The sequence below is a fragment of the Pseudonocardia sp. P1 genome (assembly GCF_000178675.2).
Lineage (GTDB): Bacteria > Actinomycetota > Actinomycetes > Mycobacteriales > Pseudonocardiaceae > Pseudonocardia.
The window spans coordinates 3,023,993-3,049,830 of the sequence record NZ_ADUJ02000001.1 but is presented as its reverse complement, the minus strand read 5'-3'; the positions used below and the strand labels follow the sequence as shown (position 1 = coordinate 3,049,830).

Below are 25,838 nucleotides of genomic sequence, written 5' to 3'. Positions count from 1 at the left end.
CCACCTCACCGGCCGCCCGACCAATCAGCCGCACTGGTCGGAGGCCTCCCGCACAGGGCCGATCCCGTGCGGCAGCCCGAAAACCTGCGCGGTCGTTGCAGAACCCGTGCGGTTCCACGGGTTCTCGTCGGCGGGGCCGGCCGGTGGTGGGGGCGCCTTCGGCTCGGCGGCGCGGCTGGGCGCGGCGCGGCGCGGCGCGGCGCGGCGGTGCGGTGCGGTTCGGCGGTGCGGCGCGGCTCGGTGGCGCGGCGCGGCGCGGGGCGCGCGCAGAGCGGCGCCGCTGCTGCCGCACAGGTTGACGGCCTCCCGCGCAGGATCGGTCTTGTGCGGGGGCCCGCGTACCTGTGCGGCTGCCGTGGAGGCTGTGCGGCATCGGCGCAGCCGGCCTGGGCGGGTGCGGGCGGGTCCGCGCGAGGTGGGTTGCTGTGGGCCGGCTCGGTACGAGCGGGCCGTGGCACGGCGCGGGCCCGGCACCGAGGTCGGTGCCGGGCCCGGGTGTGCGCCGTGCGGGTCAGGACCCGTTGCGGATCCACTCCTCGAGGTGCGGTGCCTCGTCGCCGATCTTCGTCGAGTCACCGTGGCCGGTGCGGACCTGCGTGTCGCCGGGCAGGGTCAGCAGCGTGGTGCGGATCGACTCGATGATCGTGTCGAACGACGAGTACGACCGTCCGGTGGCGCCGGGCCCGCCCTGGAAGAGGGTGTCGCCGGTGAACACGATCCCCAGCTCGGGCGCGTAGAGGCAGGACGAACCCGGCGAGTGGCCGGGGGTCTGCAGCACGCGCAGGTCGATCCCACCGGCCGAGAGGACCTGGCCGTCGGCGAGCGTGCCGTCGGGCTTGCGGTCGGGCCAGGTCATGTCCCAGAGGACCATCTCGGCCGGGTTGAGCAGGATCGGCGCGGAGAACCGGTCGGCGAGCGCGGGAGCCTGGTTGACGTGGTCGTCGTGCGCGTGGGTGCACACGATGGCCTTGACCCGGCGGTCGCCGACCGCGGCGGCGATCGCGACGGCGTCGTGGGCGGCGTCGATGACGAAGACCTCGCGGTCGTCGCCGACGATCCAGACGTTGTTGTCGACGTCGAAGCTGCCGCCGTCGAGGTTGAAGGTGCCGGACGTGACGACGTGGTCGACGGGGGCCATCAGAGGATCACCACCGAACGCAGGACCTCACCGTGGTGCATCTTCTCGAAGGCGGACTCGATGTCGTCGAGGCCGATCTTCTCGGTGACGAACTTGTCCAGCGGGAACCGGCCCTGCAGGAACAGGTCGACGTACATCGGGAAGTCACGGCTGGGCAGACAGTCGCCGTACCAGCTGGACTTGAGTGCGCCACCGCGTCCGAAGTAGTCGATCAGCGGGATCTCCGGCGCCTGCAGGTCCGGGGTGGGCACCCCGACCAGGACGACGGTGCCGGCGAGGTCGCGGGCGTAGAACGCCTGCTTGTAGGTCTCCGGGCGCCCCACCGCCTCGACGACGACGTCGGCGCCGAAGCCGCCGGTGGCGGCCTGGATGGCCTCGACCGCGTCCTGCTCCTTGGCGTTGACGGTGTGGGTGGCGCCGAAGTCGGCGGCCCACTGCAGCTTCTTCGGGTCGGTGTCGACGGCGATGATGGTCGTCGCGCCGGCGAGCTTCGCGCCGGCGATGGCGGCGTCACCGACACCGCCGCAGCCGATCACCGCGATGGAGTCGCCGCGACCGATCTGCCCGGTGTTGACCGCGGCGCCGAGCCCGGCCATGACGCCGCAGCCCAGCAGGCCGGCGACCTCGGGCGGGGCGGTCGGGTCGACCTTGGTGCACTGTCCGGAGTGGACGAGGGTCTTCTCGATGAACGCACCGATCCCGAGCGCGGGGGAGAGCTCGGTGCCGTCGGTGAGGGTCATCTTCTGGCTCGCGTTGTGCGTGTCGAAGCAGAGGTGGGGCTTGCCCTTCTTGCACGCGCGACAGACCCCGCACACCGCACGCCAGTTCAGGACGACGTAGTCCCCGGGCTCGAGGTCGGAGACGCCCTCGCCGACGGACTCGACGATGCCGGCGGCCTCGTGACCGAGCAGGAACGGGAACTCGTCGTTGATCCCGCCGAGCTTGTAGTGCAGGTCGGTGTGGCAGACCCCGCATGCCTGGATCTTCACGACGGCCTCGCCCGGACCGGGATCGGGAACGTTGATCGTCTCGACCGTCACCGGCTCGCCCTTGGCGCGGGCAACGACCCCGCGTACCTGCTGTGCCATTCGTTGTACTCCACTCGTCATCGACGACGTCCGGTAGGACGGATGCTCGGATCGCGACTCTGGCATGCGTCGTGGGTCACTGTCTCGCCGGATCCGGGCGAAACACGTGTTACTCGCGGGTTACCCCCGGCTGCGGGATCACGGCCCGCCCCGGCGGTGACGCAGCGGTGTCGGCGACCGGGGCCCCGGCCCGCCCACGCCGGGTGGGCGGGCCGGTCCCGCGCCGCCTCAGAAGTCGATGTCGCCGCCGTCGAACCCGCCGTCGAACCCGGGGTCGAACCCGGGGTCCTCGGCCGGGGGCTCGTCGGCCGCGGCCAGGTCCTCACCGCCGGCGTCGCCGGAGTCGTCGAACATCGCGTCGGCGATCGCGGTCCCGATGAACGCACCCGCGACGCCGGCCAGCAGCGAGCCGGCGATCATGCCGCCCATGCCCGGTCCGCGGCCACCGCCGAGGGAGCGCTCCATCGTGCCGGGCTCGCGCATCTCGGCGCGTGTCGCCATCCGGGCCAGCGCCTGCGGCTCGGTCGAGGTGGCCCGCTCGGACTCCGGCACGTTCTCGCCGACGTCGGTGAGGACCTTCTGCCGCTGCTCCGGGGTGAGCTTCGCGAACGCCTCGGCGTGCGCCTGCTCCACCTGCTCCGGCGGGGCGGTCCGGAGCATGTAGCGGTAGCGCTCGATCGCCTGCTGGTCCGGGTCCTGCGGCTGCTGCGGCGTTCCGCCGAACCCGGCGTGCTGCCGGGGCTCGGCCTGGCCGCCGGTGAGGCGCTCCTTGAGCTTGTCGAGCAGACCCATCTGGGGGTGTCCTCCTGGAATCGGGGAGTCACGCCCGGTCCGACCGAACCGGGCACGGAGGACGAACGCACCACCAGGGTCCGGGGTTCCCGCCACCGAAACGCTCCCTGCCCGTCCCGTCCCACCGCGAGCCGCACAGGCTCCGCTGAACCGCACAGGCTCACGGGCTCCCGCACGGGACCGGACCCGTGCGGGAGGCAGCCAACCTGTGCGGGCGCCGCCAACCTGTGCGGATGCCGCCAACCTGTGCGGGAGGCAGGCAACCTGTGCGGGAGGCAGTGGGCCCGTGCGGGCGCGCCGACTCGCGCGGAGGCAGCCGGCCTGTGCGGGAGGCAGCCGGCCTGTGCGGGAGGCAGAGGGTCTGTGCGAGGGGCGGTCGGGTGGGTGCAGCGCGGGGGTCCGGATCGCGGTGTGTCCGGGTACGGTCGGGCGCCGTGACGATCGCGCCGCAGCTCCCGTCCAGCCCGCCGCCCGGACTCGCGCTCGGCGCCGTCGCGGGGGCCGGTCGCCCCGGCGGCTCACGGATCGTGTGCCCGCTTCCCGACGGCGGTCTGCTCGACGTCGGCTCGCTCGCCACCGCGCAGCGCGGCCCCCACCCGGAGCTGCTGACCGCGCCGAACCTCGACCGCCTGCTCGACGCCGGCGCCCCGGCCTGGCGCGAGGTCGTCGAGTGGCTGCGGGGTTGGCGCGACGACCACGAGCGGGCCGCGGCGCACCGGCTGCCGGTCGACGGGCTCGTCCCTGTCCTGCCCTTCACCGTCGCCGACTACGTCGACTTCTACGCCTGCGAGCAGCACGCGCGGAACGCCGGGCTGATCTTCCGGCCGGACGCCGAGCCGCTCACCCCGAACTGGCGCCACCTCCCGGTCGGCTACCACGGTCGCGCGGGGACGGTGCGGGTCAGCGGCAGCCCGGTGGTGCGCCCGTCCGGGCAGCGCGGCGCGGACGACTTCGGCCCGACGCGACGGCTCGATCTGGAGGCGGAGCTCGGGTTCGTCCTGGGTGGACCGGTTCCCGGCCCGGTGTCCGTGGACGACGCGGCGGACCACGTCTTCGGCGTCGTGCTGCTCAACGACTGGTCGGCCCGGGACGTCCAGGGGTTCGAGACCCGGCCGCTCGGCCCGCACCTGGGCAAGTCGTTCGCGACGTCGATCTCGGCGTGGGTGACGCCGATGGCGGAGCTGGCGGCGGCCCGCGTCCCGTTCCCGCCGCACGACCCGGCCCCGCTGCCGTACCTGTCCCCGCGCGAGCCCGCCCGCGGTCTCGACATCGGCCTGGAGGTGCACCTCGACGGGCACCGGGTCTCGTCCCCGCCCGCGGCCGACCTCTACTGGTCGCCGGAGCAGATGGTGGCCCACCTGACGTCGAACGGGGCCGGTCTCCGTGCGGGCGACCTGCTCGGCTCGGGCACCGTCTCCGGTCCCCGCCGGGAGCAGTTCGGCTCGCTGCTGGAGCTGTCCTGGAACGGCCGGGACCCGGTGATGCTCCCGGGTGGCACCCCGCGCAGCTGGCTGTCCGACGGCGACGAGGTCGTCGTCACCGCGACCGCACCCGCGGCCGACGGGAGCCGCTTCTCCCTCGGCGAGGTGCGGGGCCGCATCCGGCCCGCGGTCTGATCAGGCGAAGGGCAGCATCGGCTCCGGCTCGCCGAGCGCGTGCCGGATCAGCGGCGGGATCTCCTGCTTGCCGGAGCCGTCGACGGCGATGACCACGTAGACGGTGCGGCAGTCGCAGGTGACGACGACCTCGCCGTCCTCGCCGGTGCTGCGGACCTGGAAGTCGAGGGCGAAGCTCGTGCGGCCGAGCCGGGCCGTGGAGACGGCGACGGCGACGTCCTCGCCCCAGCCCACCCCGGCCCGCCAGTCGATCTCGGTGTGGACGAGCTGGACGTCGAACCCGGCGTCGAGCATCGCGCGGTAGGTGAGGCCGCGGAACTCGAGGAACTCGGTCATCGCCTCGTCGAACCAGGCGAGGTACCAGGCGTTGAAGACGACACCCTGCGCGTCCACCTCGTGGTAGCGCACCCGGACCGGGAACTCGAACGACGCCATGGCGCGATGTTACGGCGGCCCACGGGTGATCACCCGTTCTGCGGCGTCCCGCCCACCCGCTCCCGGATCGTCCGGTTCACGGCCCGGCCGAACGTCGCGACGACGCCCTGCACGGTGACGGGCTTGAGCCGGGACAGCGCCGCGGCGAGCCGGGTGCGCTCGTCGGCGGGGCGGCCGCGGTCCCGGTAGGGCTGGAGCACCTCGTCCTGGAACAGGCTCATCAGGTCCTCGGCCAGGGCCGCGGTGTGCTTCTCGATCGCCGCCTGGGCGCGCTGCCACAGCTCGGGCGGCAGCCCGGAGGCGAGCGCGTCCAGTCCGGTGGCCAGTGCGATGGCGCCGTGCACGCGGACGGTGCCGTCGTCGCGCCGGACGAGGGCGCCGAGGTGGGCGAGGGTGTCGACGTCGGCGTCGGAGAGCCGGTGGCCCGCCCGGCGGTCCAGCTCGGCGCGGGTCAGGTCCTCGCCGCTCTCCGGGATCCACGGGGTGAGCAGCGCCCGTTGCAGCGCGAGCTCCTCGGGGCCGGCGTCGTGCGGGAGCCGTTCCAGCTGCCGTTCGATCGCGGCGAGGGTGAAGCCCAGCCCGGTCAGCTCGCTGATCAGTTCGAGGCGGGCGCGGTGCCCGGCGTCGTACAGGCCCGTGCGGCCGCGCAGCCGTGGTGCGGGGATGAGGCCCTTGCCCGCGTAGAACCGGATGGTCCGCACCGAGACCCCGGTCCGCTCGGCGAGCTGGTCGACGGTCAGGAGGTCCTCGGACTCGGTCGGCGCGGCGGACATGGCGAGCAGGTTACGGGCCCGGACGCGAACGTGACAGTCTTGATGTGACATCGATGCTGTCACATACTCGGGCGTGCGCCTTGACCATGTGACAGTGCTGCTGTAACAAAAGCTACCGGTAAGTAGGAGGCGACGGCGCCCGTCGCGCCTCGCGCTGGACCCCAGCGCCCGACCACCCACGAGAGGTTCGGATGAGCGAGATCCCCGAGGCCTACATCTACGACGCGATCCGCACACCGCGCGGCCGGGGCAAGGCCTCCGGCTCGCTGCACGAGGTCAAGCCGATCTCCCTGGTGGTCGGTCTGATCGACGAGCTGCGCGCCCGCAACCCCGAGCTCGACCCGGCCGTCATCGACGACCTGGTGCTCGGCGTCGTCTCCCCGGTCGGCGACCAGGGTGGTGACATCGCCAAGACCGCCGCCATCGCCGCCGGTCTGCCCGACACCGTCGCCGGTGTGCAGCTCAACAGGTTCTGCGCCTCCGGCCTGGAGGCGGTCAACACCGCCACCCAGAAGGTGCGTTCGGGCATGGAGGAGATGGTCGTCGCCGGTGGCGTCGAGGCCATGAGCCGCGTGCCGATGGGTTCCGACGGCGGCGCCTGGGCGATGGACCCGGACACCGCCTACGAGACCGGCTTCGTGCCGCAGGGCATCGGCGCCGACCTGATCGCCACCCTCGAGGGCTTCTCCCGCGAGGACGTCGACACCTTCGCCGTCGAGTCCCAGACCCGCGCCGCCAAGGCGTGGGCGAATGGGTACTTCGCCAACTCGGTGGTCCCGGTGAAGGACCGCAACGGTCTGACGATCCTCGACCGCGACGAGCACGTGCGGGCCGGCGCCACGCTGGAGAGCCTGGGCGGGCTGAAGCCGTCGTTCGAGATGATGGGCCGCGACGGCGGGTTCGACGCCGTCGCGCTGCAGCAGTACCACTGGGTCGAGCAGATCGACCACGTGCACCACGCCGGGAACTCGTCGGGCATCGTCGACGGCGCCGCGCTGACGCTGATCGGCACCGAGGCGGCCGGGAAGGCCAACGGCCTGACCCCGCGGGCCCGGATCGTCGCCACCGCGCTGTCCGGCGCCGACCCGACGATCATGCTGACGGGCCCGGCACCGGCGTCGAAGAAGGCGCTCGCCAAGGCCGGCCTCACCGTCGACGACATCGACCTCTTCGAGATCAACGAGGCGTTCGCCGCGGTCGCCCTGCGCTACATGCGTGACATGGGCATCTCGGCCGAGCAGACCAACGTCAACGGCGGCGCCATCGCGATGGGCCACCCGCTCGGCGCCACCGGCGCGATGATCCTCGGCACCCTGGTCGACGAGCTCGAGCGCCGCGACCTGCGCCGTGGCCTCGCCACGCTGTGCGTGGGCGGCGGCATGGGCATCGCGACCATCGTCGAGCGTGTGTGAGACCGGCAGCGGACTTCGGAAGGAACGAATCACAGTGAGTGAGCAGAAGGCCGTCCGCTGGGAGAAGGACGCGGACGGGATCGCGATCGTCACCCTCGACGACCCCGGCCGCAGCGCCAACACCATGAACGACCGCTACAAGGCGGCCATGGGCGAGGTCGTCGACGAGCTCGTCGCCGCGAAGGACGACATCACCGGCGTGATCGTCACCTCGGCGAAGAAGACCTTCTTCGCCGGTGGCGACCTGGAGCAGCTCTCGTCCGCCGGCCCGGACGACGGCGCCCAGGTGTTCGAGAACGTCACCGAGGTCAAGGCCCAGCTGCGCAAGCTGGAGACCCTCGGCAAGCCCGTCGTCGCCGCGATGGCGGGCACCGCGCTCGGCGGTGGCCTGGAGATCGGGCTGGCGTGCCACCACCGGGTCGGGATCGACGTCAAGGGCGTCGTCTACGGCCTGCCGGAGGTCTCGCTGGGCCTGCTCCCCGGGGGCGGCGGCGTCACCCGCATCACCCGGATGCTCGGCATCGCCAACGGCTTCATGAACGTCCTCGCGCAGGGCCAGCGGCACAAGCCGGCCAAGGCCCTCGAGCTGGGGATCGTCGACGAGCTGGCCGCCACGCCCGACGAGGTGCTGGCGAAGGCCAAGGCGTGGATCGCGGCGAACCCGGAGGCCGCGCAGCCCTGGGACAAGCCGAAGTACAAGATCCCCGGCGGCACCCCGTCGAACCCGTCGCTGGCCTCGATCCTGCCCGCCTTCCCGGCGAACCTGCGCAAGCAGCTCAAGGGCGCCCCGATGCCGGCCCCGCGCAACATCCTGGCCGCGGCCGTCGAGGGCTCCCAGGTCGACTTCGACACCGCGCTGCGGATCGAGGGCCGGTACTTCGCCGAGCTCGTCACCGGCCAGGTCTCGAAGAACATGACCAAGGCGTTCTTCTTCGACCTGAACGCGATCAACGGCGGCAAGTCCCGCCCGGACGGCCCCGAGAAGTGGCAGCCCACCAAGGTCGCCGTGCTCGGCGCCGGGATGATGGGTGCGGGCATCGCCTACGTCTGCTCGCTCGTCGGCTGGGACGTCGTCCTCAAGGACGTCTCGAAGGACGCCGCCGACAAGGGCAAGGCGTACTCGCAGAGCCTGGTCGAGAAGGGCGTCTCCCGCGGGAAGACCACCCAGGAGAAGGGCGACGCCCTGCTCGGCCGGATCACCCCGACCGACGACTACGCCGATCTCGCCGGCTGCGACGTCGTCATCGAGGCCGTGTTCGAGTCGGTCGAGCTCAAGCAGGAGGTGTTCCGCGAGGCGGCCAAGCACATCCAGCCGGACGCGCTGCTGTGCTCGAACACCTCGACCCTGCCGATCACCGAGCTCGCGAAGGGCGTCGACCGGCCGGACGACTTCATCGGCCTGCACTTCTTCTCGCCGGTGGACAAGATGCCGCTGGTCGAGATCATCAAGGGCGAGCGGACCAACGACGAGGCCCTGGCCAAGGCGTTCGACCTCACGCTCGGGATCAAGAAGACGCCGATCGTCGTCAACGACTCCCGCGGGTTCTTCACCAGCCGCGTGATCGGCACCTTCATCAACGAGGGCGTCGCGATGATCGCCGAGGGCATCGACCCGCAGACGATCGAGCAGGCGTCGTCGCAGGCCGGGTACCCGGCACCGGTGCTGCAGCTGATGGACGAGCTGACCCTGACGCTGCCGCGCAAGATCCGCGAGGAGACGAAGAAGGGCGTCGAGGCCGCCGGTGGCACCTGGACCCCGCACCCGTCCGACGCGGTGATCGACCGGATGCTCGACGAGTACGACCGCAAGGGCAAGAGCTCGGGCGCCGGGTTCTACGAGTACTCCGACGGCAAGCGCGCCGGGCTCTGGCCGGGCCTGCGCGAGCAGTTCGGCGCGACGAACCACGACGTCGACCTGCACGAGCTGTCGGAGCGCATGCTGTTCATCGAGTCGATCGAGACCGTGCGTTGCGTCGACGAGGGCGTGCTGGAGACCGTGGCCGACGCCAACATCGGCTCGATCTTCGGCATCGGCTTCCCGGCCTGGACCGGTGGCGTGCTCCAGTACATCGAGGGCTACCCCGGTGGCCCGGCCGGCTTCGTCGCGCGCGCGGACGAGCTCAAGGCGTCCTACGGCGACCGGTTCGACGTCCCGCAGAGCCTGCGTGACCGTGCCGCGAAGGGGGAGTCGGCCACCGCGGCCGCCTGATCCCGTTCCGCCCACCGAGGCTCCGCCGGCACCCTGGCCGGCGGGGCCTCGGTGTCGTCGCGGGGGTCGTCCCGGCCGTCGTAGGGTCGGCGGATGATCCGCAACGTGGTCGTGGGACGGCTGAAGGACGGGGTCGGTCCCGCGGAGATCGAGAAGGGCTTGCAGGCGCTGCGCGACCTCGAGGTCGAGGGCCTCGACCTGGACCTCATGGCCGGTCTCGACCTGGGGCTCCGCGAGGGCAACGCACACTTCGTGCTGACCCTCGACCTGCCCGACGAGGAGTCGTACCGGATCTACGACGCCGACGACGAGCACAACCGGATCCGACGCGAGATGGTCGCCCCGCTGTGCACCTCGATCGAGCGGATCCAGTTCCGGCTGCCCGGCTGACGCGGGTCCGGGAGTCACTCCGGGTGATCCCGGACGATGTCCGGTTCGCCGGACATGCACCATGGTGGGCGTGACGCAATGGGTGTTCGACATCGTGGACCGGCTCGGCGCGGCCGGGATCGGCTTGCTGATCTTCCTGGAGAACGTGATCCCGCCGATCCCGTCGGAGGTCATCCTCCCGCTCGGCGGGTTCCGTGCGTCGACCGGCGCGATGGACCCGATCGGGGTCTGGGCGGCCGCGACGATCGGCGCCGTCGCCGGTGCGCTCGTCCTCTACGCCCTGGGGTCGTGGCTGGGCTTCGAGCGGGTGCACGCCCTCGCCGGGAAGCGCTGGTTCGTCCTCTCCAGCCAGAAGGACCTGGAGAAGGGACTCGTCCTCTTCGAGCGCTACGGCAGCTGGTTCGTGCTCGGGGGACGGTGCATCCCGATCGTCCGGAGCCTGATCTCGATCCCGGCCGGCATCGCCGGGATGCCGCTGTCCCGGTTCACGGCGCTCTCCACGCTCGGCAGCGCCGTGTGGAACGCCCTGTTCGTCTACCTCGGGTTCGCGCTCGGGGAGCGCTGGGAGGTCGTCGAGGGCTACATGTCGCCGATCAGCAAGGTCGTCGCGGTGGCCGGCGCGCTCGTCCTGGTGTGGCTGGTCTGGCGGAAGGTCCGGCAGCGTCGCGCCCGCGGCGGGGTGGAGGAGGCCGACGCAGCGCCGCGCTGAGTACACGGCCCGCTGCGACGGGCGGGTGAATCCGGACGCCCTGCGTGCCGGTCCCACCACGGCGTGCAGCGCTGTGCTACCGGCTGGGAGCCCGTCCGTCGTGCTGTGCGAACCTGATCGGCGAACTCGGAGCCGTCGGACAGGTGGAGGTGGTCGTGCGCCTCGTCGGCATCCACCACACCCATGCGTCCGGGACGGTCGCGCTGCGGGGTGTCGACCTGGACGTCGACCCGGCCGTCGCCACCGTGCTGCGCGGTGGGAACGGCGCGGGGAAGTCGACCCTGCTGCGGATCGCCGCAGGCGCCGTGGTGCCCACCGCGGGTGCGGTCGAGGACCGGCCCGCCGTCGTCGGGTACCTGCCCGACCGGTTCCCCGCCACGATGAAGATCCCGCCGCGGCGCTGGCTCGACCACCTCGCCCGGGTCCGCGGGCTCGAGCCCGACGACCTCCTCGACCGGGCCGACGAGCTGCTCACCGAGCTCGGCTACGACGGTGACGACGACGAGCCGATGGCCGAGCTCTCCAAGGGCAACACCCAGAAGATCGGCCTCGTCCAGGCACTGGTGTGCGACCCGGGCGCGCTCGTCCTGGACGAGCCCTGGTCCGGCCTCGACGACGACGCCGCCGACGCCCTCACCCGGCTGCTCGCCGGCCGCACCGGGGCGACCCTGGTCACCGACCACACCGGAACCGCCCTCGAGCTGCCCGGGGCACGGGTGCACCGGCTCCGGGAGGGCCGGATCGCGACCGACGCCGATCCCGAGTCGGTGCCGTTGCCGGCGGCGCCGCCACCCGGCGCGATGATGCGGATCGACCTGGCGTGCGCCGGCGATCCTCGCCCGTTGATCGAGCAGGTCCTGCCGCCGGCGCGGGTCGAGGGCGCCGCCCCGGGCCGCTTCACCGTGCGGGTGCCCGCCCCGGAGGCCGACGCCTGGCTCGCCGCCGCCCTCTCCGCCGGATGTGCCGTCCGGTCCGTGCGCCCGGTCCGTACCGAGCGGCCCCGGGACGGCGCGCCCTCCGGCCGGACGCCGAGGGGTGCGTCCGGCCCGGTGGGCGACGGCCCCGGGGCGGCGCCGCAGCCCGACCGGACCCCCTACGCCGAGGCCCACCGCGCCGCGCGCCCGCGCCGCGGCGCACGGGGGCCCGCGTGGTGAGGAGGGCCCGTTCCGCCGTGGCCGTGGCCATGCTGCTGGGTGAGGACGTCGCGCGGTCCGAGCGGTTCATCGCGCCCGCCGTGCTCTACGTCGGCTTCCTCGCGATCCTCTTCGGCGGGGCACCCGGGCCGCTCCCGGAGCCGTGGGCGGCGAGCGCCCTGCTGCTGTACCCGGTGGGTGCCTGGCTGGCGCACGCGGTCGCCGAGACGGAGGACGACACCGCCCGCACCGTGACGCTGTCCGCCGCGGGCGGGCCTCTGCCGGTCGCCGCCGGGGTGCTGCTGGCGGCGACGGCCGGGGTGGCCGCGCTCGGTCTCGTCGCCGTCGTGTGGGGGGTGGTCGCCGCCTGGGGCACGGCGACGACGGGTGGCCTGCTCGACGGCCTGCTGGCGCACCTGGCCTGCGGGATCACCGGCGCCGCCGTCGGGTCGGTGTTCGCGCGGCCGCTGTTCCGCAGCCAGGGCGTGGCGCTCGTCGCCGCCCTGACGGTCCTGGTGGTCACCGGGACGAGCTCCTGGCTGCCGCCGGTCGGGACGGCCGCGGCGTCGCTGGGCAACGGGCGCGGCGGGCTGGGCCCGTTCGGCGACCTGCTGCTGGCCGTCCTCGTCGCGGTCGCGGCGCTCACCCTGGTGGTGCGGGTCGAGCAGGGGCGGTTCGCGTCCTGGCGGGACTCGTGGTCGGCGCTGGTGGAGCGGATTCGGCCCGGCTCCTGAGGGCGCCCGCGGTCAGGGGACCAGCCCGGCGAGGCGGCCGAGGCGCTCGACGGTGCCCTCGAAGACGGCGTCGCGGTCCTCGAGGACGTTCTCGAACTGGCCGAACAGCTCGAACGAGACGTGCCCGAACACGCCGGTCCACGCGGTGACGCCGGCCAGGAGCGCGGCGTCGGGCAGGTCCGGGGTCCCGAGCGCGTCCCGCAGCCGCGCGGCGTCGCCCGCCGGAGCGGACGCGGTGTCCGCGGGCACCCGCAGCGTGCCGGCGGCGTGCGCGTCGGCGAGCAGCTCCGCGAACGGGGCGATCACCCGGGCGGCCGACGGGACGGTCTCGGCGGGCGCCCGGTAGCCGGGGACGGGGGAGCCGTAGATCAGCGCGTACTCGTGCGGGTGCGCCAGTGCCCAGGTGCGCACCGCGCGGGCGATCGCCCGCCAGCGGCCCGCGGGGTCCGGCTCGGCGCGCGCGGCCGGGCCGACGGCGCCGGCGAGGGCCTCGTAGCTCTGCACGATCAGCGCGGTGAGCAGGTCGTCGCGGGTCGGGAAGTACCGGTGCAGCGCGGACGACACCATCCCGATCTCCCGGGACACCGCGCGCATCGACAGCGCGGCGGCCCCGGTCTCGGCCAGCTGCCGCCGCGCGGCCGCGGTGATCTCGGCGACGAGCTCGGTGCGGGCCCGTTCGCGGGCCGTGCGGGAGGCGTTCATCCGCACCACCGTAGACCACCGGTCACATTCAAGAGCACCGCTCTTGCGATTGGCGCTCCGAGAGGAGAGCATTGCTCTCGTCGTTCGGGAGAGGGGATGCGGGATGGTGCGGAACGGTGGCGCGGTGGCACTCGGCGTGGCGGGGGTGGCGTTCGCGGCGTACCCGGCGTTGCGCCCGTACGTGGACGGCCCGCAGGTCTGGGCGCAGCCGTGGTGGGTGCCGTCGCACCTGCTCGGGGTGCTCGGCTTCGTGCTGCTCGTCCCGGGGCTGGTCGCGGTGCGGCAGCGGCTGCACGGCACGACGGGGGAGCGGGCGGCCCGGGTCGCCGTCGTGGCGGCCGGGACCGGGGCGGCGCTGGTGCTGCCCTACTACGGCGCCGAGGCGTTCGCGCTGGGCCGGCTCACCGGCCCGGACGCGGTGGCGGTCGGCGAGGCGATCCGGATGGACCCCTGGGCGGTGACGACGTTCGCCGCCGGCCTGCTCGCGCTGGCCGCGGCGGGCGTCGCGGTGCTGGTCGCGGCACGGCGCAGCGGCGGCACCGTCCCGGTGGCCGCGGCGGGCGTGTTCGCGGCCGCTCTGGTGCTGTACCTGCCGCAGTTCTTCGCTGCACCGGGGGTGCGGATCGCCCACGGCGTCCTGTTGGCGGCGGGCTGCCTGCTCCTGGCGGCGGCCACGCGGACGCGTGCGCGTCCCGCCCCCGCGCCGGCCTGACCCCGCAGCACCTGAAGCCGACAGGCCGCGCCGGGGCCCGCCCGCAGGCCGCGCGATCGAGCTGCACGGTACGGCCCTCGGCGGGGCCGTACCGTGCATCCCGACGTCCCGGGTGGCGGGCTCAGCGGGGGTAGTGCGGGCCGGTCGCGGCCAGGGTCTGCTCCCAGTCGGGCATCGCCGAGTCCGAGAGGGTCGCGGCGAGCCGGTCGAGGTACCAGTGCCAGCCCGGCCCGGCGTCGGCGGGGGAGAACCCGTCCGGCAGCACGTGCTCGAACACGAGCACGGTCCCCGACGGCGGGTCCGGGGTGAGGGAGACGGCCAGCTCCCACGGCGGCCCCGACTCCTCGGCGATCTCCACGGCCAGCTCGTGCGGCGGCTCGCAGACGACGATCCTGGCGTCGGACGGCGGGCCACCACCGTCCTCGTCGCTGGTCAGGCTGAGCCGGACGGTCCCGCCGGGCCGGGCGTCGCCGGTCCAGGTGCCGAACCAGCGGGCGCACCGCCCGGGATCGGTGATCGCCGACCAGACGTCGTCCACGGGCTCGGGGAACGTGCGGCGGAAGGTGAGCCGTGCCCGTCCGTCGGGATCGCGGGTCACGGTTCCGGGTGTCGCGGTCATGCGGAGGTCCCTTTCCGGCGGTGACGACGGCTGCGCGCGAGTTCGGTGTCCAGTGCGTCGAGGCGCTGCGACCAGAAGGCACGCAGCCCGTCGAGCCACTGCCCGGCGTCGTCCACCCCGGACTGGTCGACGGCGTAGATGCGCCGCGTCCCCTCCGCCCGGACGGTGGCGAATCCGTTCTCCCGCAACACCTTCAGCTGCTGCGACACGGCAGGCTGGGAGATCCCGAACTCGGCCCGGATGACCTCGGTGACGCCGCCCGCGGTGTGTTCGCCGCGGGCCAGCAGCTCGAGGATCCGGCGTCGGACGGGGTCGCCCAGGACGTCGAACGCGTGCACGGTCGCAGCTTATATAAGACACGACGGAAATAGAAGGCCGGCTGGACGGAGAGGTTCTTCGGCTCTATGGTTCATTACATGAGTAATGAACCACCGCACTACAACACCGGGAGGTCGCCGTGAACGACGACGGCCGCCCGCTGTTCGTGCAGATCGCCGGGGAGATCACCTCCGCGGTGGTGGACGGGACCTACCCCGAGGAGACCCAGGTCCCGTCCAGCAACGAGCTCGCCGCGTTCCACCGGATCAACCCGGCGACCGCGGCGAAGGGGCTGAACCAGCTGGTCAGTGAGGGTGTCCTCTACAAGAGACGGGGGATCGGGATGTTCGTGGCCGAAGGGGCGCGGACCCGTTTGCTGGAGAGCAGGCGGGAGGACTTCGCCCGCCGGTACATCGCTCCGCTGGTCACCGAGGCACGCAAGATCGGGCTCGACCCGGAGCAGCTGAAGAAGATGATCGACGTCTGGGGGGACGAGCGATGAGCGTGATCGCGATGCACGGCGTGTCCAAGCGCTACGGCGACGTGACCGCACTGGACGACGTGAGCTTCACGCTCGAGGAGAACCGCATCCACGGCCTGCTCGGCCGCAACGGCGCCGGCAAGACCACCGCGATGCAGATCCTCACCGCGCAGAACTTCGCGACGTCCGGCACCGCGGAGATCTTCGGCGAGCGGCCCTACGAGAACGCCCCGGTCCTCGCCCGCACCTGCTTCATCCGCGAGTCGCTGAAGTACCCGGACGCCTACAAGGTCCGGCACGCCCTGCGCGCCGCGGCGTCCGTCTACCCGCACTGGGACCAGGCCTTCGCCGACCAGCTCGTCGCCGAGTTCGGGCTGCCGGCGAACCGGGCCTGCAAGAAGCTCTCCCGCGGCCAGCAGTCCGCGGTCGGTGTGGTGGTCGGGCTCGCCTCGCGGGCCCCGCTGACCTTCTTCGACGAGCCCTACCTCGGTCTCGACGCCGTCGCCCGGCAGCTGTTCTACGACCGCCTGCTCGCCGACTACGCCGAGCACCCCCGCACGGTGGTGCTGTCCACCCACCTGATCGACGAGGTGTCCGACCTGATCGAGCACGTCGTGCTGATCGACCAGGGCCGCGTGCTGATCGACTCCGACGCTGAGGACCTGCGGGGGCGCGCCGTCACCGTCACCGGGCCGGTCGAGCCGGTGGAGCGCTTCGCCCGCGGGCACGTGGAGCTCCACCGCGAGCAGCTCGGCGGGTTCCTGCGGGTCACGCTCTCCGGGGCCCGCCCGGAGCGGGCCGAGCCGGACCTGCAGTTCGAGCCGGTCTCGCTGCAGCAGCTCGTCGTCCGCACCACGCAGCTGAACGCCGGGCCCCGCGTCGACGGGGCCCGCACCGACCGGGAGGTCCTGTCATGACCGCCGCCGTCACCACCGCGCCCGAGCGGCCCGTCACCGGCACGAGCCGGATCGGCGCGGCCCTGCGGATGAACATGGTCGACGTCCGGGAGCGGGTCGGGGGACCGTGGCTGATCCTGGCCGCCATCTTCGCGGTGAACTTCGCGATCTGGTGGACGATCCGGGCCAACGTCGACGACGCCGGCGCGGGCACGACGGGCGCGGTCTCCGCCCTGTTCTTCATCGTGGGGGGCTTCTACCTCACCGCGATGACCCAGGTGATGCCGTTCGCGCTGAGCCTGGGTCTCACCCGCAAGCACTTCTACGCGGGCATCTGCCTGCTGCTGGCCGCGGAGACGCTGGTGCACGCCGTCGCGCTGACCGTGCTGCTGGAGCTGGAGCGGGCCACCGCGGGCTGGGGCATCGGGATGGACTTCTTCTCGATGACGTTCATGCCCGAGCAGAACGTCCTCCTGCAGGTCGTGACCTACTGGGTGCCGCTGCTGACGATCGCGCTCGTGTTCGTCGCGATCGGCGCGGTCTTCCGCCGCTGGGGCCAGGTCGGGGTGTGGGCGGTCATGGTCGGCATCGTGCTCGCGCTGGGGGCGGTGGTCGTCACGGTGACCTGGCAGGACGCCTGGGTCGCCTTCGGCCGGTTCTTCGTCGACACCCCCACCGTGGTGCTGATGGCCGGCTGGCCGTTGATCCTCGCGGCCGTCGCGACGGCGGGTGGGTACCTGGTCGTCCGCCGCGCGCGGCCCTGAGACCACGGCCGGGCGGAAACCCGGCCGATCCGCGATCCGTGCGAACTCGGGCGCTCCGCGCTCCGTGGTCCGGCGCCTCCTGGGGGGTGGTGCCGGGCCGCGGACGTGTGTCGTCAAGGGTCGACCAGCAACAGGCCGGCCCGCTCCCGGGTGCGGCCGTCCGCCGCCAGCTCCTCCTCGGCACGCCGCCACCCGTCCCGGTGGGGCCGGTACAGCGGCCAGTCCGGACGTGCCCGCAGCCGTTCCTCCCGGACGTCCGCGGGCACGTCCACCCACACCACCAGCGACGTGACCGGTGCCAGCGGCGCGGCGCCCGCCCCGCACCCCTCCAGCACGACGACGGCCGCCGGCGGCTGCTCCCGCTCCGGCCCGGGCCGGTCGCGCTCCCAGTCCCACGACGTCCAGCGCAGCGTCCGCCCGGCCGCGAGCGGCTCGCCGATCCCGTGCCGGGCCAGCTCCGGCGCACGGGGCAGGCCGGCCCAGCCGGGGCAGAGGTCCTCGATCTCCAGCAGCGGCGCCCCCAGCTCGCGGGCCAGCTCGCCGGAGCGGGTGGTCTTCCCGGCGCCGGAGAACCCGTCGACGGTGACCAGCCGGTTCCCGGCCGGTCCCGCCGGGGCGGAGCGCACCAGGGCGGCGGCCCGCCGTTCCCAGCCCGGCCGGGCAGCCAGTACGGCAGGGGTCACGGACGGACCATGATCTTCACCTGGGACGGCCCGGGGTCGAGCGCCTCCCCGACGTGGTCGAGGTCGACGTGCCCGGTCACCAGCCGGTCCAGGTCGACCGACCCGGACGCGGCGAGGCGCACCGCGGTGGGCCAGGTGTTGGCGTAGCGGAAGGTGCCGGTCAGGACGATCTCCCGGGACTGCAGCGCGGAGACCGGCAGCGTCATCTCGTCGGCACCCATGCCGACCAGCACCACCGTCCCGCCGGGCCGCACGGCGCGCAGCCCGGCGGCCACCGCGGGCGCGACGCCGGAGCAGTCCACGAAGGCGTCGACGGCGTCCGACGTGGACACGGCGTCGGCGGCCGGGTCGAGCGTCGCCGTCGCACCGAACGCGCGGGCGAGCTCGCGGCGCACCGGGTCCGGGTCGCTGACCAGGATCTCGGCCGCGCCCTGCACGGCGGCCACCTGGGCGACCAGCAGCCCGATCGGCCCGGCCCCCGCGACGAGCAGCCGCGACCCGAGGCCGGTCCCGGCCTTCCGGTTGGCCCAGATCGCCACGGAGAGCGGTTCGAGCAGCGCGGCCGCGTCGTCCGACACGTGGTCGGGCACCGGGTGGGCGAAGTCGTCGGCGATCGTGACGTACTCGGCGAACGCGCCGTCCACCGGCGGCGTCGCGAAGAAGACGATGTCCGGGCACAGGTTGTAGGCACCGGTGTGGCAGTACCGGCAGCGCCGGCAGGGGACGCCGGGCTCCAGCGACACCCGCTCGCCGATCCGGGCGGCGTCGACCCCGGGACCGACGGCGACGACCCGTCCCGACGGCTCGTGCCCGAGCACCAGCGGCTCGCGCACCACGAACTCGCCGATCCGGCCGTGCCGGAAGTAGTGCACGTCGGACCCGCAGGTGCCGACCGCGCCCACCCGGACCAGCACCTCGCGCGGCCCGGGGTGGGGCACCGCCCGCTGCCGCACCTCCAGGTCACCGGCGGCGCGCAGCACGCTGCACCGCATCGACTCGGGCACCTCGGCGGACGCGATCACGACGACGACGGTGGCACGCGGCGACCCGCCCGGCAACGCGCTCGCGGCGGGAGGCGTTCCCGGCCAGGCTGTCGGCCATGGACCCCGGCACGGATTCCGGCACGGACCCGGACGTCGCGCTCGTCCCGCTCGACGAGGCGGGGCTGGCCGAGCTGCTGGAGGCGGCCGTGGCCGGGGCGGCGCCCGCGGAGGTGATGCCGGCACCGGACGGGGCCGGCTGGGACGAGCGGCTGCGGACGGGCTTCCTGGCCTTCCACCGCGGGCGGGCGCTGGCCGCGGATCCGGTCGAGCGCACCTGGGTGGTCCGGTCCGGTGGCCGGGCCGCCGGGGCGGTCCGCGTCGAGCCGGGAGCGGACGGCGACGAGGTCGGGATCTGGCTCGCGCGCGGCGACCGCGGCCGGGGGACCGGTACCGCCGCACTGCGCCTGCTCCGCTCGGAGCAGTCCGTGGCCGCGTCCGGCGCACCGCTCGTCGCCCGGACGACCGCGTCCAACCACGGCGCACGGGGCCTCCTCCGCACGCTCGGCGCCGCTACGGCACCGGGCACGGAGGGGACGGTGACGGCGCGGCTGCCCACCGTCGATCATGATGGCGGCCCGGCGGCCGGACGCCGGACGGGCCGCGGGTGTTGACTGGGCGCCGCATCGGCGACGGGACGGGAAAGGGTGGGAGATGGCTTCGGGCATCGAGCGGCCGACGGTCACCGGCTTCCACCACGTGTCGGCGGTCGTCTCCGACGTGGAGTCCAGCGCCACCTGGTACCAGCGCGTGCTCGGGCTCCAACGGTTGCCGATGACCTTCCCGCACCACGACGCCGGCGGCGGCGACCCGGAGAAGGCGGCGCTGCTGCTCGACCCCGCGACCGGCGTCATGATCGAGCTGCACGCCCCGGCGGACGGCGACGGCGGCCCGGTCCGCGGTGCGCTCGACCATCTGGCCTTCGGCGTCGCCGACCGCGCGACGCTGGACGACTGGGCGGCCTGGCTGGACACCCTCTCGGTGCCGCACGGCGGCGTCGTCGACCGGACCGACCCCACCCGCTACGCGACGCTGGAGTTCCAGGGCCCGGACGGCGTCGCGCTCGAGTTCATCCACTTCCCCGGCCGCGGGTAGCTACGCCGGGTCGACGCAGACCAGGCCCCACGGCCGGTCCTCGACCCGGGTCATGACGACCGTCGCCCGCCGCGAGCCGCGCCCGCGCAGCGTGCGGGCGAGCGCGTCGACGTCCCCGGCGAGGCCGCGGCGCCGCACGTCGACCGCGCCGACGTCGAGGTCGCGCAGCACCCGCGGGAGCCGCTTCTGGTCCCAGGGCCGGGAGTCGATGACGCGCAGGCGCCGCGCGAACGGTGTCGGTCCCGGCTCGTCGTCGCCGGTGAGGAACGCGATCCGGGGGTCGATCCGGCTGGTCCCGGTGCTCCGGGCGAGCCCGGACACCAGGCCGGCGCGGGTGACCGCCGGGTTCGGGTCGAGCAGCCAGCCGCCCGGGCCGGTGACGGCGACGCCGGTGTCCCCGTCCTCGGGGTCGGGCTCACCGGCGACGGAGTGCACGCCGTCGCCGTCGACCACGGTGGCCCGGGTGCGCGCCCCGGCCAGCGCGGGCGACCAGACCGCCGCCTCCTTGAGCTCGCGGCCCAGCGCGAGGAACTCGATCTCCCAGCCGTCCGGGACGGTGTCGTGGTCGATCCCGGGAGCGGCCTTGATCCCGACGGCGTCCACCCGTCCGGCCAGGGCGAGGCACCAGTCCAGCGGCGGCTCGGAGTCCCCGGTGCGCATCCGCCGCCCCGCACCGCGCCGGGCCGGGTCGACGAAGACCCCGTCGGCGCCGGTCAGGTCGGCGTCGCGGACGTCGCCGCGGACGGTCCGCACGCTCCGGTCGTGGGCGGCGGCGTTGCGCCCGGCCATCCACAGGTGCACCGGGTCGAGATCGACGCCGGTCACCTCGTGCCCGGCCGCGGCGAGGGCGACCAGGTCGCCGCCGATGCCGCAGCACAGGTCGGTGAGCCGGTCCCGGCCGGCGTAGCGGGCCGCGCGGTGCCGGGCGATCGACTCCGACGACGCCTGTTCCAGCCCGTCGCGGGTGAACCACATCCGCGGGGCACGGGCGAACTTCGCCGCCGCCTTGTCCCGCAGCCCGGCGACGGCCATCGCGTCGGCGACCAGCGTCGCGTCGTACTCGCGGCGCAGGGCGGTGCCGAGCCGCAGCGCGGCGTCGCCGGAGCGGTCGGCCGCGGCGAGGCGGTCGAGCAGCGCGGTGCCCTCCGGCCCGTCGAGCCGGTCCAGCCAGGCGGTGTCCTCGCGATCCACCCGCTCACCCTCCCGGATGCCCGGCGGCCGGGTGCGCACCGGGCTCTGGCACGGGCGTACCGTCTCCCGGCCGGGAGAGTGGAGGAGGGACCGTGGTCGAGCAGGACGACCGGGTCCCCGCCGTACCCGCCCCGCAGGAGTCGCTGCCGCGCGAGATCCACGTCCTGGCCGGCGCCGCCTTCATGATCGCCGTCGGGTTCGGGCTGGTCGCGCCGGTGCTGCCCGCGTTCGTCCGCTCGTTCGACGTCGGGATCACGGCGGCCTCCGCGGTGATCAGCGTGTTCGCGTTCTCCCGGCTGGTCTTCGCCCCGCTGGCCGGCTCGGTCGTGGGCCGCCTCGGTGAGCTGCCGGTGTTCGTGTGGGGTCTGGCCGTGGTCGCCGTGACGACGGCGGGACTGGCCTTCGCCACGGCGTACTGGCAACTGATCGCGCTCCGGCTCGTCGCCGGGATCGGGTCGACGATGTTCACGATCTCGGCGGTGTCGCTGCTGGTCCGGATCGCGCCCCCGCACCTGCGCGGACGGGCCACCGGCGTGTGGGCGACCGGGTTCCTGCTCGGCAACATCGGCGGCCCGCTGCTGGGCGGGACGCTCGCCGCGATCGACGTCCGCGCCCCGTTCCTGGTCTACGCCGGACTGCTCGTGCTGGTCCTCGCGGTGTGCGGGCGGATGCTGCGCCGTCCCGCGCGGGCCGGTACGGACGACGGCGACGGGGCCGCCGACGGCGGACCGGTCCCGGCCGCCCGGTTCTCCGGGGCGCTGCGGCACCGCGCGTACCGGGCGTCGCTGATCGGGAACTTCGCGAACGGCTGGGCGGTCTTCGGTGTCCGGGTGGCGCTCGTGCCGTTGATGGTGGTCGAGACGCTCGGCCGGGAGGACGCGTTCGGCGGGGTCGCGCTGTCGGTCTTCGCCGTCGGGAACGCGGCGACCCTGCTGCTCGCCGGTCGGGTCGCCGACCGAGCGGGCCGCCGGCCGCCGCTGATCGCCGGGCTCGTGGTGTCCGGGCTCGCGACCGCGGTGCTCGGCTACGTGTCGGCGCCGTGGCTGTTCCTGGTCCTGTCCCTCGTCGCGGGTCTGGGCAGCGGTCTGGTGAACCCGCCGCTGAACGCGTCGGTCGCGGACGTCATCGGGGAACGGGCGAGCGGAGGTCCGGTGCTCGCGGGGTTCCAGATGGCGGCCGATCTCGGCGCGATCGCCGGGCCGCTGGTCGCCGGGGCCCTCGCGGAGGGACTCGGGTACGGGCCCGCCTTCGCGCTGACGGGCGCGTTGTCCCTGGTGGCGGCCGTGGTGTGGTGGCGGGCGCCGGAGACCCTGCCGGGCCGCCGCGGCTGAGCCCGGCCGTCGTCGCCACCCGGACGCGGGGCACCTCGTGCCTCTCCCGCGTCCCCCCGGTCACCGGGTGCCCGCCCGTCCCGCGCCCGCTGCCGCATCGTCACCGCGCTGCCCGGGCCGGGGGACCCACGACCGGGTGGGCTCACCCCACCGACGGGTGGAACGCGTGGGTGTCGTGCACGGAACGCCTCTAACGTCCGCCATATCGGACAAGCCGGACACGGACGGGAGCGGATCGGAGCCATGAGACGCGGACTGGCGCGACGCACGGTGATCGGCGCGACAACGGTCGTCACGGCGAGTGTTCTCGCCGTGTCCGGCGGTGGGCTCGCCCTCGCCGACGGGGTGAGTGGCGCGCCGCCTGCAACACCCCCCGTGTCCGGGGCCCCCGTCCCGGGCGCTCCGCCCGCGGCGGGCGCGGACACGCCGGACCCGGAGCCGGGCGGTCTCGGGCCGGTCCCCGCGTCGGGATCGGCACTGCGCTCGTCGTCGGGTACGGCGGAGGCCGACCCGCCACCGGGCCCGGACAGCGGCCCCCCGGCGGACGCGGATCCCGCCCCCCGGGCGGCGCCGGGCCCGGAGGAGCCGGAGCCCGTGGGCGACCCGGCCGGTGGCCCGGGGCAGGGTCCGGCCCGCGCGGCCGAACCGGTGGACCCGGCGGATCCGGCCCCCGCGGCGGACCCGGCCGATCCGGCGGGCCCGGCAGGCCCGGCGGAGGAACCGGCGGGCGCCCCGCCCGAACGCCCCGCGGGTCCGGCGGAGCGGCCCGGCGGTCCGGCGGACGAGCCCGCGGACCCCGCTGATCCTGCGAAGGACCCGGCCGGTCCGGCCGCTCCGGCCGAGGAGCCCTCCGGTCCGGGCGCGGGTCCCGCGGGTCCGGGGGAGGACCCCGGGGATCCGGCCGCTGACCCCACGGACCCGGCGGCGGGGCCCGCGGAGGACCCGGCCGGGACCCCGGCCGAGGACCCCGCCGACGGACCCGACCCGTCCGCGCGGCCCGCCGACCAGAGCGTCCCGAAACCCGGCGCACCGACCGCCGCCGAGCGGTTCGGCTGGGGGACCCCGCTGCCGGCGTCCGACGAGTTCGACTACACCGGGCGGCCCGACCCTGAGCGGTGGAACCACCCCGGCGAGTGCTGGCCGGGGCACGACGGCAACGGCGGCCGCTGCCTCAGCCGCTCCACCGTCGACGGGGAGAAGCTCGTCCAGACCGGGCTGCGCAACGGCGACTCGGCGTGGATCTCCTCGAAGTTCAACCAGCAGTACGGCCGCTGGGAGGCCCGCGTCCGCTCCGAGGCGAACGGCCCGGACAACGGCAGGCAGTACCACCCGCTGCTGATCATCTGGCCGCAGTCGGACCGGTGGCCCCAGGACGGCGAGTACGACTTCCTGGAGAACGGTGCCCCCGGCGAGCAGTGCGCCGAGGCGTTCATCCACTACCCGCACGGCCGCGGTGCGATCCAGCAGGAGTTCGTCCGCGAGACCGACTGCGGGGAGCCGCTCTCGGAGTGGCACAACGTCGCGGTCGAGTGGACCCCGGACCACATCAAGGGCTTCATCGACGGCGAGGAGTGGTTCAGCTTCTCCGGCGGGGCGCAGGCCGGCCGGCGCGCCATCCAGGACATGCCCAGCGGGCACCTGACGATCCAGCTCGACAACTTCTTCGGCGGCGACATGCAGCCGGCGACCTACGAGGTCGACTGGGTCCGGATCTACGACCTCGACGACGACTGACCGGCCGGGCGGCACCGGGTCGTCCCGGTGCCGCCCTGGCGGGGTCAGTCCGCGGTGACCCCGAGCGCGCCGGCCAGCCGCAGGTGCGGCGCGGCGTCGTCGTGCCGGGACCGCCGCTGCAGGGTGCGCCCCAGCAGCAGGTGGGCGTACCCGTCGGACGGGACGCGCTCCACCAGCTCACGCAGCTCCGACTCGGCGCGTCCGAGCTGGGCCGAGTGGTAGTACGCCCGGGCCAGCAGCAGCCGGACCGCATCGGCGCCGGGCTCCTCGGTGGCCAGGTCCGCGAGGATCCGGGCGGCCCCGACGTGGTCGCCGGAGTCGAACAGGTAGCTCGCGCGCTCCCACCGGTCGGCCGGAGCCGTGACCTCGTCCAGGGTCCAGGGCAGGAAGTTCATCGCTCGGCCTCCTTCGGCGTCGTGGAAGTTGATACATCAACCACAACCGGGGTGCGGCCGTCCTTGTTCCCGGACCGGTGGTCAGGACCGGTCGAGCGCCGCCCGCACGACCTCGCGGATGCCGGTGGCCGGGCGACCCAGCAGCCCGTCCAGGTCGTCCGACGGCTCGGCGAACAGGCCCGACGACACCAGCGACCCGAGGAGCGCGTGGTCACCGGCCTCCTCCGGCGTCGGTCCCCGGTGGACGACCGGCGTCCCCGACTCCTCGCCGATCACCGCGGCGAGCTCGTCGAAGGTCCACAGCGGACCGCGCAGCTCGTACGCCCGGCCGGTGTGGCCGTCGGAGGTCAGCACCGCGGCGGCGGCCCGGGCCAGGTCCTCGATCGTGGCGGTGTTGAGCGCCCGGCCGTCGTCCGCGGCGACCGTGGCGCCGGTCGCGACGGCGTGCGCGACGGCGTCCCGGTTCACGAACAGATCGGTGTAGAAGGTGTTGCGCAGCAGCGTCACCGGCAGGCCGGAGTCGCGCAGCAGGGCCTCGGTCGTCGTGTGGTCGGCGAGGAACCCGGGGGCGCCGCCCTCGGCGTCCGCCGCGATCGCGCTGGTGTAGACGACCTGCCCGGCGCCCGCCTCGGCCGCCGCGCGCACCACGTTGCCGTGCTGGCGTGCACGCACGCCGGGTGTCACGTCGGAACCGGACACGAACAGCAGCCGGTCGGCGCCGGTGAAGGCCTCCTTCAGGGAGGCCGGGTCCTCGTAGTCGCCCCGGCGCACGACGACGCCGGCCGCGGCCAGGTCCGTCACCGAGGCGGGGTCGCGCACCAGCACGGCGATGCCCTCGGCGGGCACGGTCTCCAGCAGGGCCCGTACCGCCGCGCGGCCCAGCCGCCCGCTCGCTCCGGTCACCACGATCATGTTCGTTCCTCCTCGTTCGCGTTCCGTGTCGCACCCACGATGCGTGCTGTACTTTCGAAAAGTAAGTACGCACCTTCGGGTAAGCACGGGAGGCGGATGTGAGCACGCAGGTCGGGGCCGTCGAGTGGTTCGGGCCGGGTGACGCGTTCGACAGCGACTGCCCGGCGCGCACGGTGCTCGACCACGTGACGTCCAAGTGGGCGGTGCTCGTGCTCGTCGCGCTGTCCCGGGAGGACCTCCGGTTCTCCGCGCTGCGCCGCACGATCGGCGGGGTCAGCGAGAAGATGCTGGCCCAGACCCTGCGCACCCTGGAGGCCGACGGCTTCGTGCACCGCGAGGTGGCCCCCACCTCGCCGCCCCAGGTCGGCTACCGGCTCACCGCGCTGGGCCGCGACGTCACCGGCCACCTCACCGGGCTGATCGGGTGGATCAACGAGCGGGTGCCCGACGTCGTCGTGGCGCGGTCGCGGGCGGTGGCCGGCCGGTGACCGCCGGCCGGGTGTGCTCCGCCACAGCCGACCTCCTCCCGGGGTACG

The 25,838-nt window shown here is 74.3% G+C and carries 29 protein-coding genes; 16 read left to right on the top strand and 13 right to left on the bottom strand.

The features are described 5' to 3' along the window. Positions 1–511: 511 nt before the first annotated feature. The 3 genes from PP1_RS13780 to PP1_RS13770 all read right to left on the bottom strand — a co-directional run bounded on the left by PP1_RS13780 (position 512) and on the right by PP1_RS13770 (position 3,018). Positions 512–1,138: an MBL fold metallo-hydrolase gene (locus PP1_RS13780; protein WP_010232576.1), complete on the bottom strand. Its 627-nt coding sequence runs from the start codon at positions 1,136–1,138 to the stop codon at positions 512–514. Beyond that, positions 1,138–2,226 carry an S-(hydroxymethyl)mycothiol dehydrogenase gene (locus tag PP1_RS13775; RefSeq protein ID WP_010232574.1) on the bottom strand — a complete coding sequence of 363 codons (1,089 nt, stop codon included), beginning with the start codon at positions 2,224–2,226 and terminating at the stop codon, positions 1,138–1,140. The genes PP1_RS13780 and PP1_RS13775 overlap by 1 nt, the downstream gene beginning before the upstream one ends. A gap of 228 nt (positions 2,227–2,454) precedes the next feature. Then, a complete protein-coding gene (locus PP1_RS13770; RefSeq protein WP_010232573.1) occupies positions 2,455–3,018 on the bottom strand; it encodes a hypothetical protein in 564 nt (187 codons plus the stop codon). Positions 3,019–3,452: 434 nt separating this feature from the next. Between PP1_RS13770 and PP1_RS13765 the strand changes: the two genes are divergently transcribed. Next, positions 3,453–4,634: a fumarylacetoacetate hydrolase family protein gene (locus tag PP1_RS13765; protein ID WP_010232572.1), complete on the top strand. Its 1,182-nt coding sequence runs from the start codon at positions 3,453–3,455 to the stop codon at positions 4,632–4,634. Here the strand turns inward: PP1_RS13765 and PP1_RS13760 are convergent, their stop codons facing one another. Both PP1_RS13760 and PP1_RS13755 read right to left on the bottom strand, forming a co-directional pair. Continuing rightward, positions 4,635–5,069 carry an acyl-CoA thioesterase gene (locus PP1_RS13760; RefSeq protein WP_010232571.1) on the bottom strand — a complete coding sequence of 145 codons (435 nt, stop codon included), beginning with the start codon at positions 5,067–5,069 and terminating at the stop codon, positions 4,635–4,637. A 29-nt stretch (positions 5,070–5,098) separates the two neighbouring features. Next, a complete protein-coding gene (locus PP1_RS13755) occupies positions 5,099–5,842 on the bottom strand; it encodes a MerR family transcriptional regulator (protein WP_010232570.1) in 744 nt (247 codons plus the stop codon). A 191-nt stretch (positions 5,843–6,033) separates the two neighbouring features. Here PP1_RS13755 and PP1_RS13750 point away from each other — a divergent pair, with 191 nt between their 5' ends. The 6 genes from PP1_RS13750 to PP1_RS13725 all read left to right on the top strand — a co-directional run bounded on the left by PP1_RS13750 (position 6,034) and on the right by PP1_RS13725 (position 12,429). Continuing rightward, complete coding sequence (locus tag PP1_RS13750) at positions 6,034–7,254, top strand: acetyl-CoA C-acetyltransferase (protein WP_010232569.1); 1,221 nt, start codon at positions 6,034–6,036, stop codon at positions 7,252–7,254. A 34-nt stretch (positions 7,255–7,288) separates the two neighbouring features. Continuing rightward, the gene (locus PP1_RS13745) at positions 7,289–9,463 is read left to right on the top strand and encodes a 3-hydroxyacyl-CoA dehydrogenase NAD-binding domain-containing protein (RefSeq protein WP_010232568.1); all 2,175 of its coding nucleotides are present in this window, start codon (positions 7,289–7,291) and stop codon (positions 9,461–9,463) included. A gap of 93 nt (positions 9,464–9,556) precedes the next feature. Next, positions 9,557–9,853, top strand: coding sequence for a Dabb family protein (locus PP1_RS13740; RefSeq protein WP_010232566.1), 297 nt, complete (start codon positions 9,557–9,559; stop codon positions 9,851–9,853). Positions 9,854–9,923: 70 nt separating this feature from the next. After that, positions 9,924–10,562: a DedA family protein gene (locus PP1_RS13735; RefSeq protein WP_212592092.1), complete on the top strand. Its 639-nt coding sequence runs from the start codon at positions 9,924–9,926 to the stop codon at positions 10,560–10,562. A 155-nt stretch (positions 10,563–10,717) separates the two neighbouring features. After that, positions 10,718–11,716 carry an ATP-binding cassette domain-containing protein gene (locus PP1_RS13730; protein WP_139316975.1) on the top strand — a complete coding sequence of 333 codons (999 nt, stop codon included), beginning with the start codon at positions 10,718–10,720 and terminating at the stop codon, positions 11,714–11,716. A gap of 17 nt (positions 11,717–11,733) precedes the next feature. Then, entirely contained in the window at positions 11,734–12,429 is a 696-nt protein-coding gene (locus PP1_RS13725) for a hypothetical protein (RefSeq protein ID WP_060574086.1), read from the top strand. A 12-nt stretch (positions 12,430–12,441) separates the two neighbouring features. Here the strand turns inward: PP1_RS13725 and PP1_RS13720 are convergent, their stop codons facing one another. Further along, positions 12,442–13,131, bottom strand: a complete 690-nt coding sequence (locus tag PP1_RS13720; protein WP_075314938.1) for a TetR/AcrR family transcriptional regulator — start codon at positions 13,129–13,131, stop codon at positions 12,442–12,444. 103 nt (positions 13,132–13,234) lie between these two features. On the opposite strand from PP1_RS13720, the gene PP1_RS13715 reads away from it, so the two are divergent. Then, entirely contained in the window at positions 13,235–13,843 is a 609-nt protein-coding gene (locus PP1_RS13715) for a hypothetical protein (protein ID WP_075313944.1), read from the top strand. Positions 13,844–13,964: 121 nt separating this feature from the next. Here the strand turns inward: PP1_RS13715 and PP1_RS13710 are convergent, their stop codons facing one another. Together PP1_RS13710 and PP1_RS13705 are read right to left on the bottom strand one after the other, a co-directional pair. Then, positions 13,965–14,462, bottom strand: a complete 498-nt coding sequence (locus tag PP1_RS13710; protein WP_010240397.1) for an SRPBCC family protein — start codon at positions 14,460–14,462, stop codon at positions 13,965–13,967. Continuing rightward, positions 14,459–14,800, bottom strand: coding sequence for an ArsR/SmtB family transcription factor (locus PP1_RS13705; RefSeq protein ID WP_010240399.1), 342 nt, complete (start codon positions 14,798–14,800; stop codon positions 14,459–14,461). Before PP1_RS13705 ends, PP1_RS13710 begins: the two co-directional genes overlap by 4 nt. Positions 14,801–14,919: 119 nt before the next feature. On the opposite strand from PP1_RS13705, the gene PP1_RS13700 reads away from it, so the two are divergent. The 3 genes from PP1_RS13700 to PP1_RS13690 are packed head-to-tail and all read left to right on the top strand — an operon-like array spanning position 14,920 to position 16,921. Continuing rightward, positions 14,920–15,282 (top strand): GntR family transcriptional regulator, encoded by a 363-nt coding sequence (locus PP1_RS13700; RefSeq protein ID WP_010240402.1) that lies wholly within the window; start codon positions 14,920–14,922, stop codon positions 15,280–15,282. Continuing rightward, the gene (locus PP1_RS13695) at positions 15,279–16,178 is read left to right on the top strand and encodes an ABC transporter ATP-binding protein (RefSeq protein WP_010240405.1); all 900 of its coding nucleotides are present in this window, start codon (positions 15,279–15,281) and stop codon (positions 16,176–16,178) included. Before PP1_RS13700 ends, PP1_RS13695 begins: the two co-directional genes overlap by 4 nt. Next, positions 16,175–16,921, top strand: coding sequence for a hypothetical protein (locus PP1_RS13690; protein WP_010240408.1), 747 nt, complete (start codon positions 16,175–16,177; stop codon positions 16,919–16,921). Before PP1_RS13695 ends, PP1_RS13690 begins: the two co-directional genes overlap by 4 nt. Positions 16,922–17,034: 113 nt before the next feature. On the opposite strand, the gene PP1_RS13685 is transcribed toward PP1_RS13690, so the two are convergent. Further along, complete coding sequence (locus tag PP1_RS13685; RefSeq protein ID WP_010240411.1) at positions 17,035–17,604, bottom strand: hypothetical protein; 570 nt, start codon at positions 17,602–17,604, stop codon at positions 17,035–17,037. Continuing rightward, positions 17,601–18,626, bottom strand: a complete 1,026-nt coding sequence (locus tag PP1_RS13680) for an NAD(P)-dependent alcohol dehydrogenase (protein WP_029239903.1) — start codon at positions 18,624–18,626, stop codon at positions 17,601–17,603. Before PP1_RS13680 ends, PP1_RS13685 begins: the two co-directional genes overlap by 4 nt. A 77-nt stretch (positions 18,627–18,703) precedes the next feature. On the opposite strand from PP1_RS13680, the gene PP1_RS13675 reads away from it, so the two are divergent. Both PP1_RS13675 and PP1_RS13670 read left to right on the top strand, forming a co-directional pair. Then, the gene (locus tag PP1_RS13675) at positions 18,704–19,258 is read left to right on the top strand and encodes a GNAT family N-acetyltransferase (RefSeq protein WP_010240415.1); all 555 of its coding nucleotides are present in this window, start codon (positions 18,704–18,706) and stop codon (positions 19,256–19,258) included. A gap of 40 nt (positions 19,259–19,298) precedes the next feature. Continuing rightward, positions 19,299–19,739, top strand: coding sequence for a VOC family protein (locus PP1_RS13670; protein WP_010240416.1), 441 nt, complete (start codon positions 19,299–19,301; stop codon positions 19,737–19,739). On the opposite strand, the gene PP1_RS13665 is transcribed toward PP1_RS13670, so the two are convergent. Beyond that, positions 19,740–20,930, bottom strand: a complete 1,191-nt coding sequence (locus tag PP1_RS13665) for a class I SAM-dependent methyltransferase (RefSeq protein ID WP_075299300.1) — start codon at positions 20,928–20,930, stop codon at positions 19,740–19,742. Between the two features lie 92 nt (positions 20,931–21,022). Between PP1_RS13665 and PP1_RS13660 the strand changes: the two genes are divergently transcribed. Further along, positions 21,023–22,261, top strand: coding sequence for an MFS transporter (locus tag PP1_RS13660; protein ID WP_010240418.1), 1,239 nt, complete (start codon positions 21,023–21,025; stop codon positions 22,259–22,261). A 594-nt stretch (positions 22,262–22,855) separates the two neighbouring features. After that, on the top strand, positions 22,856–23,995 hold the full coding sequence (locus PP1_RS13655) for a family 16 glycosylhydrolase (protein WP_139323755.1): 1,140 nt from the start codon (positions 22,856–22,858) through the stop codon (positions 23,993–23,995). 44 nt (positions 23,996–24,039) lie between these two features. Here PP1_RS13655 and PP1_RS13650 read toward each other — a convergent pair whose 3' ends face one another. Both PP1_RS13650 and PP1_RS13645 read right to left on the bottom strand, forming a co-directional pair. Continuing rightward, positions 24,040–24,390, bottom strand: coding sequence for a tetratricopeptide repeat protein (locus PP1_RS13650; RefSeq protein ID WP_010244001.1), 351 nt, complete (start codon positions 24,388–24,390; stop codon positions 24,040–24,042). An 81-nt stretch (positions 24,391–24,471) separates the two neighbouring features. Next, positions 24,472–25,302, bottom strand: coding sequence for an NAD(P)H-binding protein (locus tag PP1_RS13645; RefSeq protein WP_010243999.1), 831 nt, complete (start codon positions 25,300–25,302; stop codon positions 24,472–24,474). Between the two features lie 98 nt (positions 25,303–25,400). Here PP1_RS13645 and PP1_RS13640 point away from each other — a divergent pair, with 98 nt between their 5' ends. Then, a complete protein-coding gene (locus tag PP1_RS13640; protein WP_010243996.1) occupies positions 25,401–25,790 on the top strand; it encodes a winged helix-turn-helix transcriptional regulator in 390 nt (129 codons plus the stop codon). Positions 25,791–25,838: the final 48 nt, after the last annotated feature.

Excerpts from the sequence above, each read along its gene's own strand:
- PP1_RS13690 (WP_010240408.1), top strand. The coding sequence starts at position 16,175 with ATGACCGCCGCCGTCACCACCGCGCCCGAGCGGCCCGTCACCGGCACG.
- PP1_RS13720 (WP_075314938.1), bottom strand. The coding sequence starts at position 13,131 with ATGAACGCCTCCCGCACGGCCCGCGAACGGGCCCGCACCGAGCTCGTC.
- PP1_RS13695 (WP_010240405.1), top strand. The coding sequence starts at position 15,279 with ATGAGCGTGATCGCGATGCACGGCGTGTCCAAGCGCTACGGCGACGTG.
- PP1_RS13750 (WP_010232569.1), top strand. The coding sequence starts at position 6,034 with ATGAGCGAGATCCCCGAGGCCTACATCTACGACGCGATCCGCACACCG.
- PP1_RS13770 (WP_010232573.1), bottom strand. The coding sequence starts at position 3,018 with ATGGGTCTGCTCGACAAGCTCAAGGAGCGCCTCACCGGCGGCCAGGCC.
- PP1_RS13780 (WP_010232576.1), bottom strand. The coding sequence starts at position 1,138 with ATGGCCCCCGTCGACCACGTCGTCACGTCCGGCACCTTCAACCTCGAC.
- PP1_RS13775 (WP_010232574.1), bottom strand. The coding sequence starts at position 2,226 with ATGGCACAGCAGGTACGCGGGGTCGTTGCCCGCGCCAAGGGCGAGCCG.
- PP1_RS13650 (WP_010244001.1), bottom strand. The coding sequence starts at position 24,390 with ATGAACTTCCTGCCCTGGACCCTGGACGAGGTCACGGCTCCGGCCGAC.
- PP1_RS13645 (WP_010243999.1), bottom strand. The coding sequence starts at position 25,302 with ATGATCGTGGTGACCGGAGCGAGCGGGCGGCTGGGCCGCGCGGCGGTA.
- PP1_RS13755 (WP_010232570.1), bottom strand. The coding sequence starts at position 5,842 with ATGTCCGCCGCGCCGACCGAGTCCGAGGACCTCCTGACCGTCGACCAG.
- PP1_RS13715 (WP_075313944.1), top strand. The coding sequence starts at position 13,235 with ATGGTGCGGAACGGTGGCGCGGTGGCACTCGGCGTGGCGGGGGTGGCG.
- PP1_RS13675 (WP_010240415.1), top strand. The coding sequence starts at position 18,704 with ATGGACCCCGGCACGGATTCCGGCACGGACCCGGACGTCGCGCTCGTC.
- PP1_RS13740 (WP_010232566.1), top strand. The coding sequence starts at position 9,557 with ATGATCCGCAACGTGGTCGTGGGACGGCTGAAGGACGGGGTCGGTCCC.
- PP1_RS13710 (WP_010240397.1), bottom strand. The coding sequence starts at position 14,462 with ATGACCGCGACACCCGGAACCGTGACCCGCGATCCCGACGGACGGGCA.
- PP1_RS13670 (WP_010240416.1), top strand. The coding sequence starts at position 19,299 with ATGGCTTCGGGCATCGAGCGGCCGACGGTCACCGGCTTCCACCACGTG.
- PP1_RS13760 (WP_010232571.1), bottom strand. The coding sequence starts at position 5,069 with ATGGCGTCGTTCGAGTTCCCGGTCCGGGTGCGCTACCACGAGGTGGAC.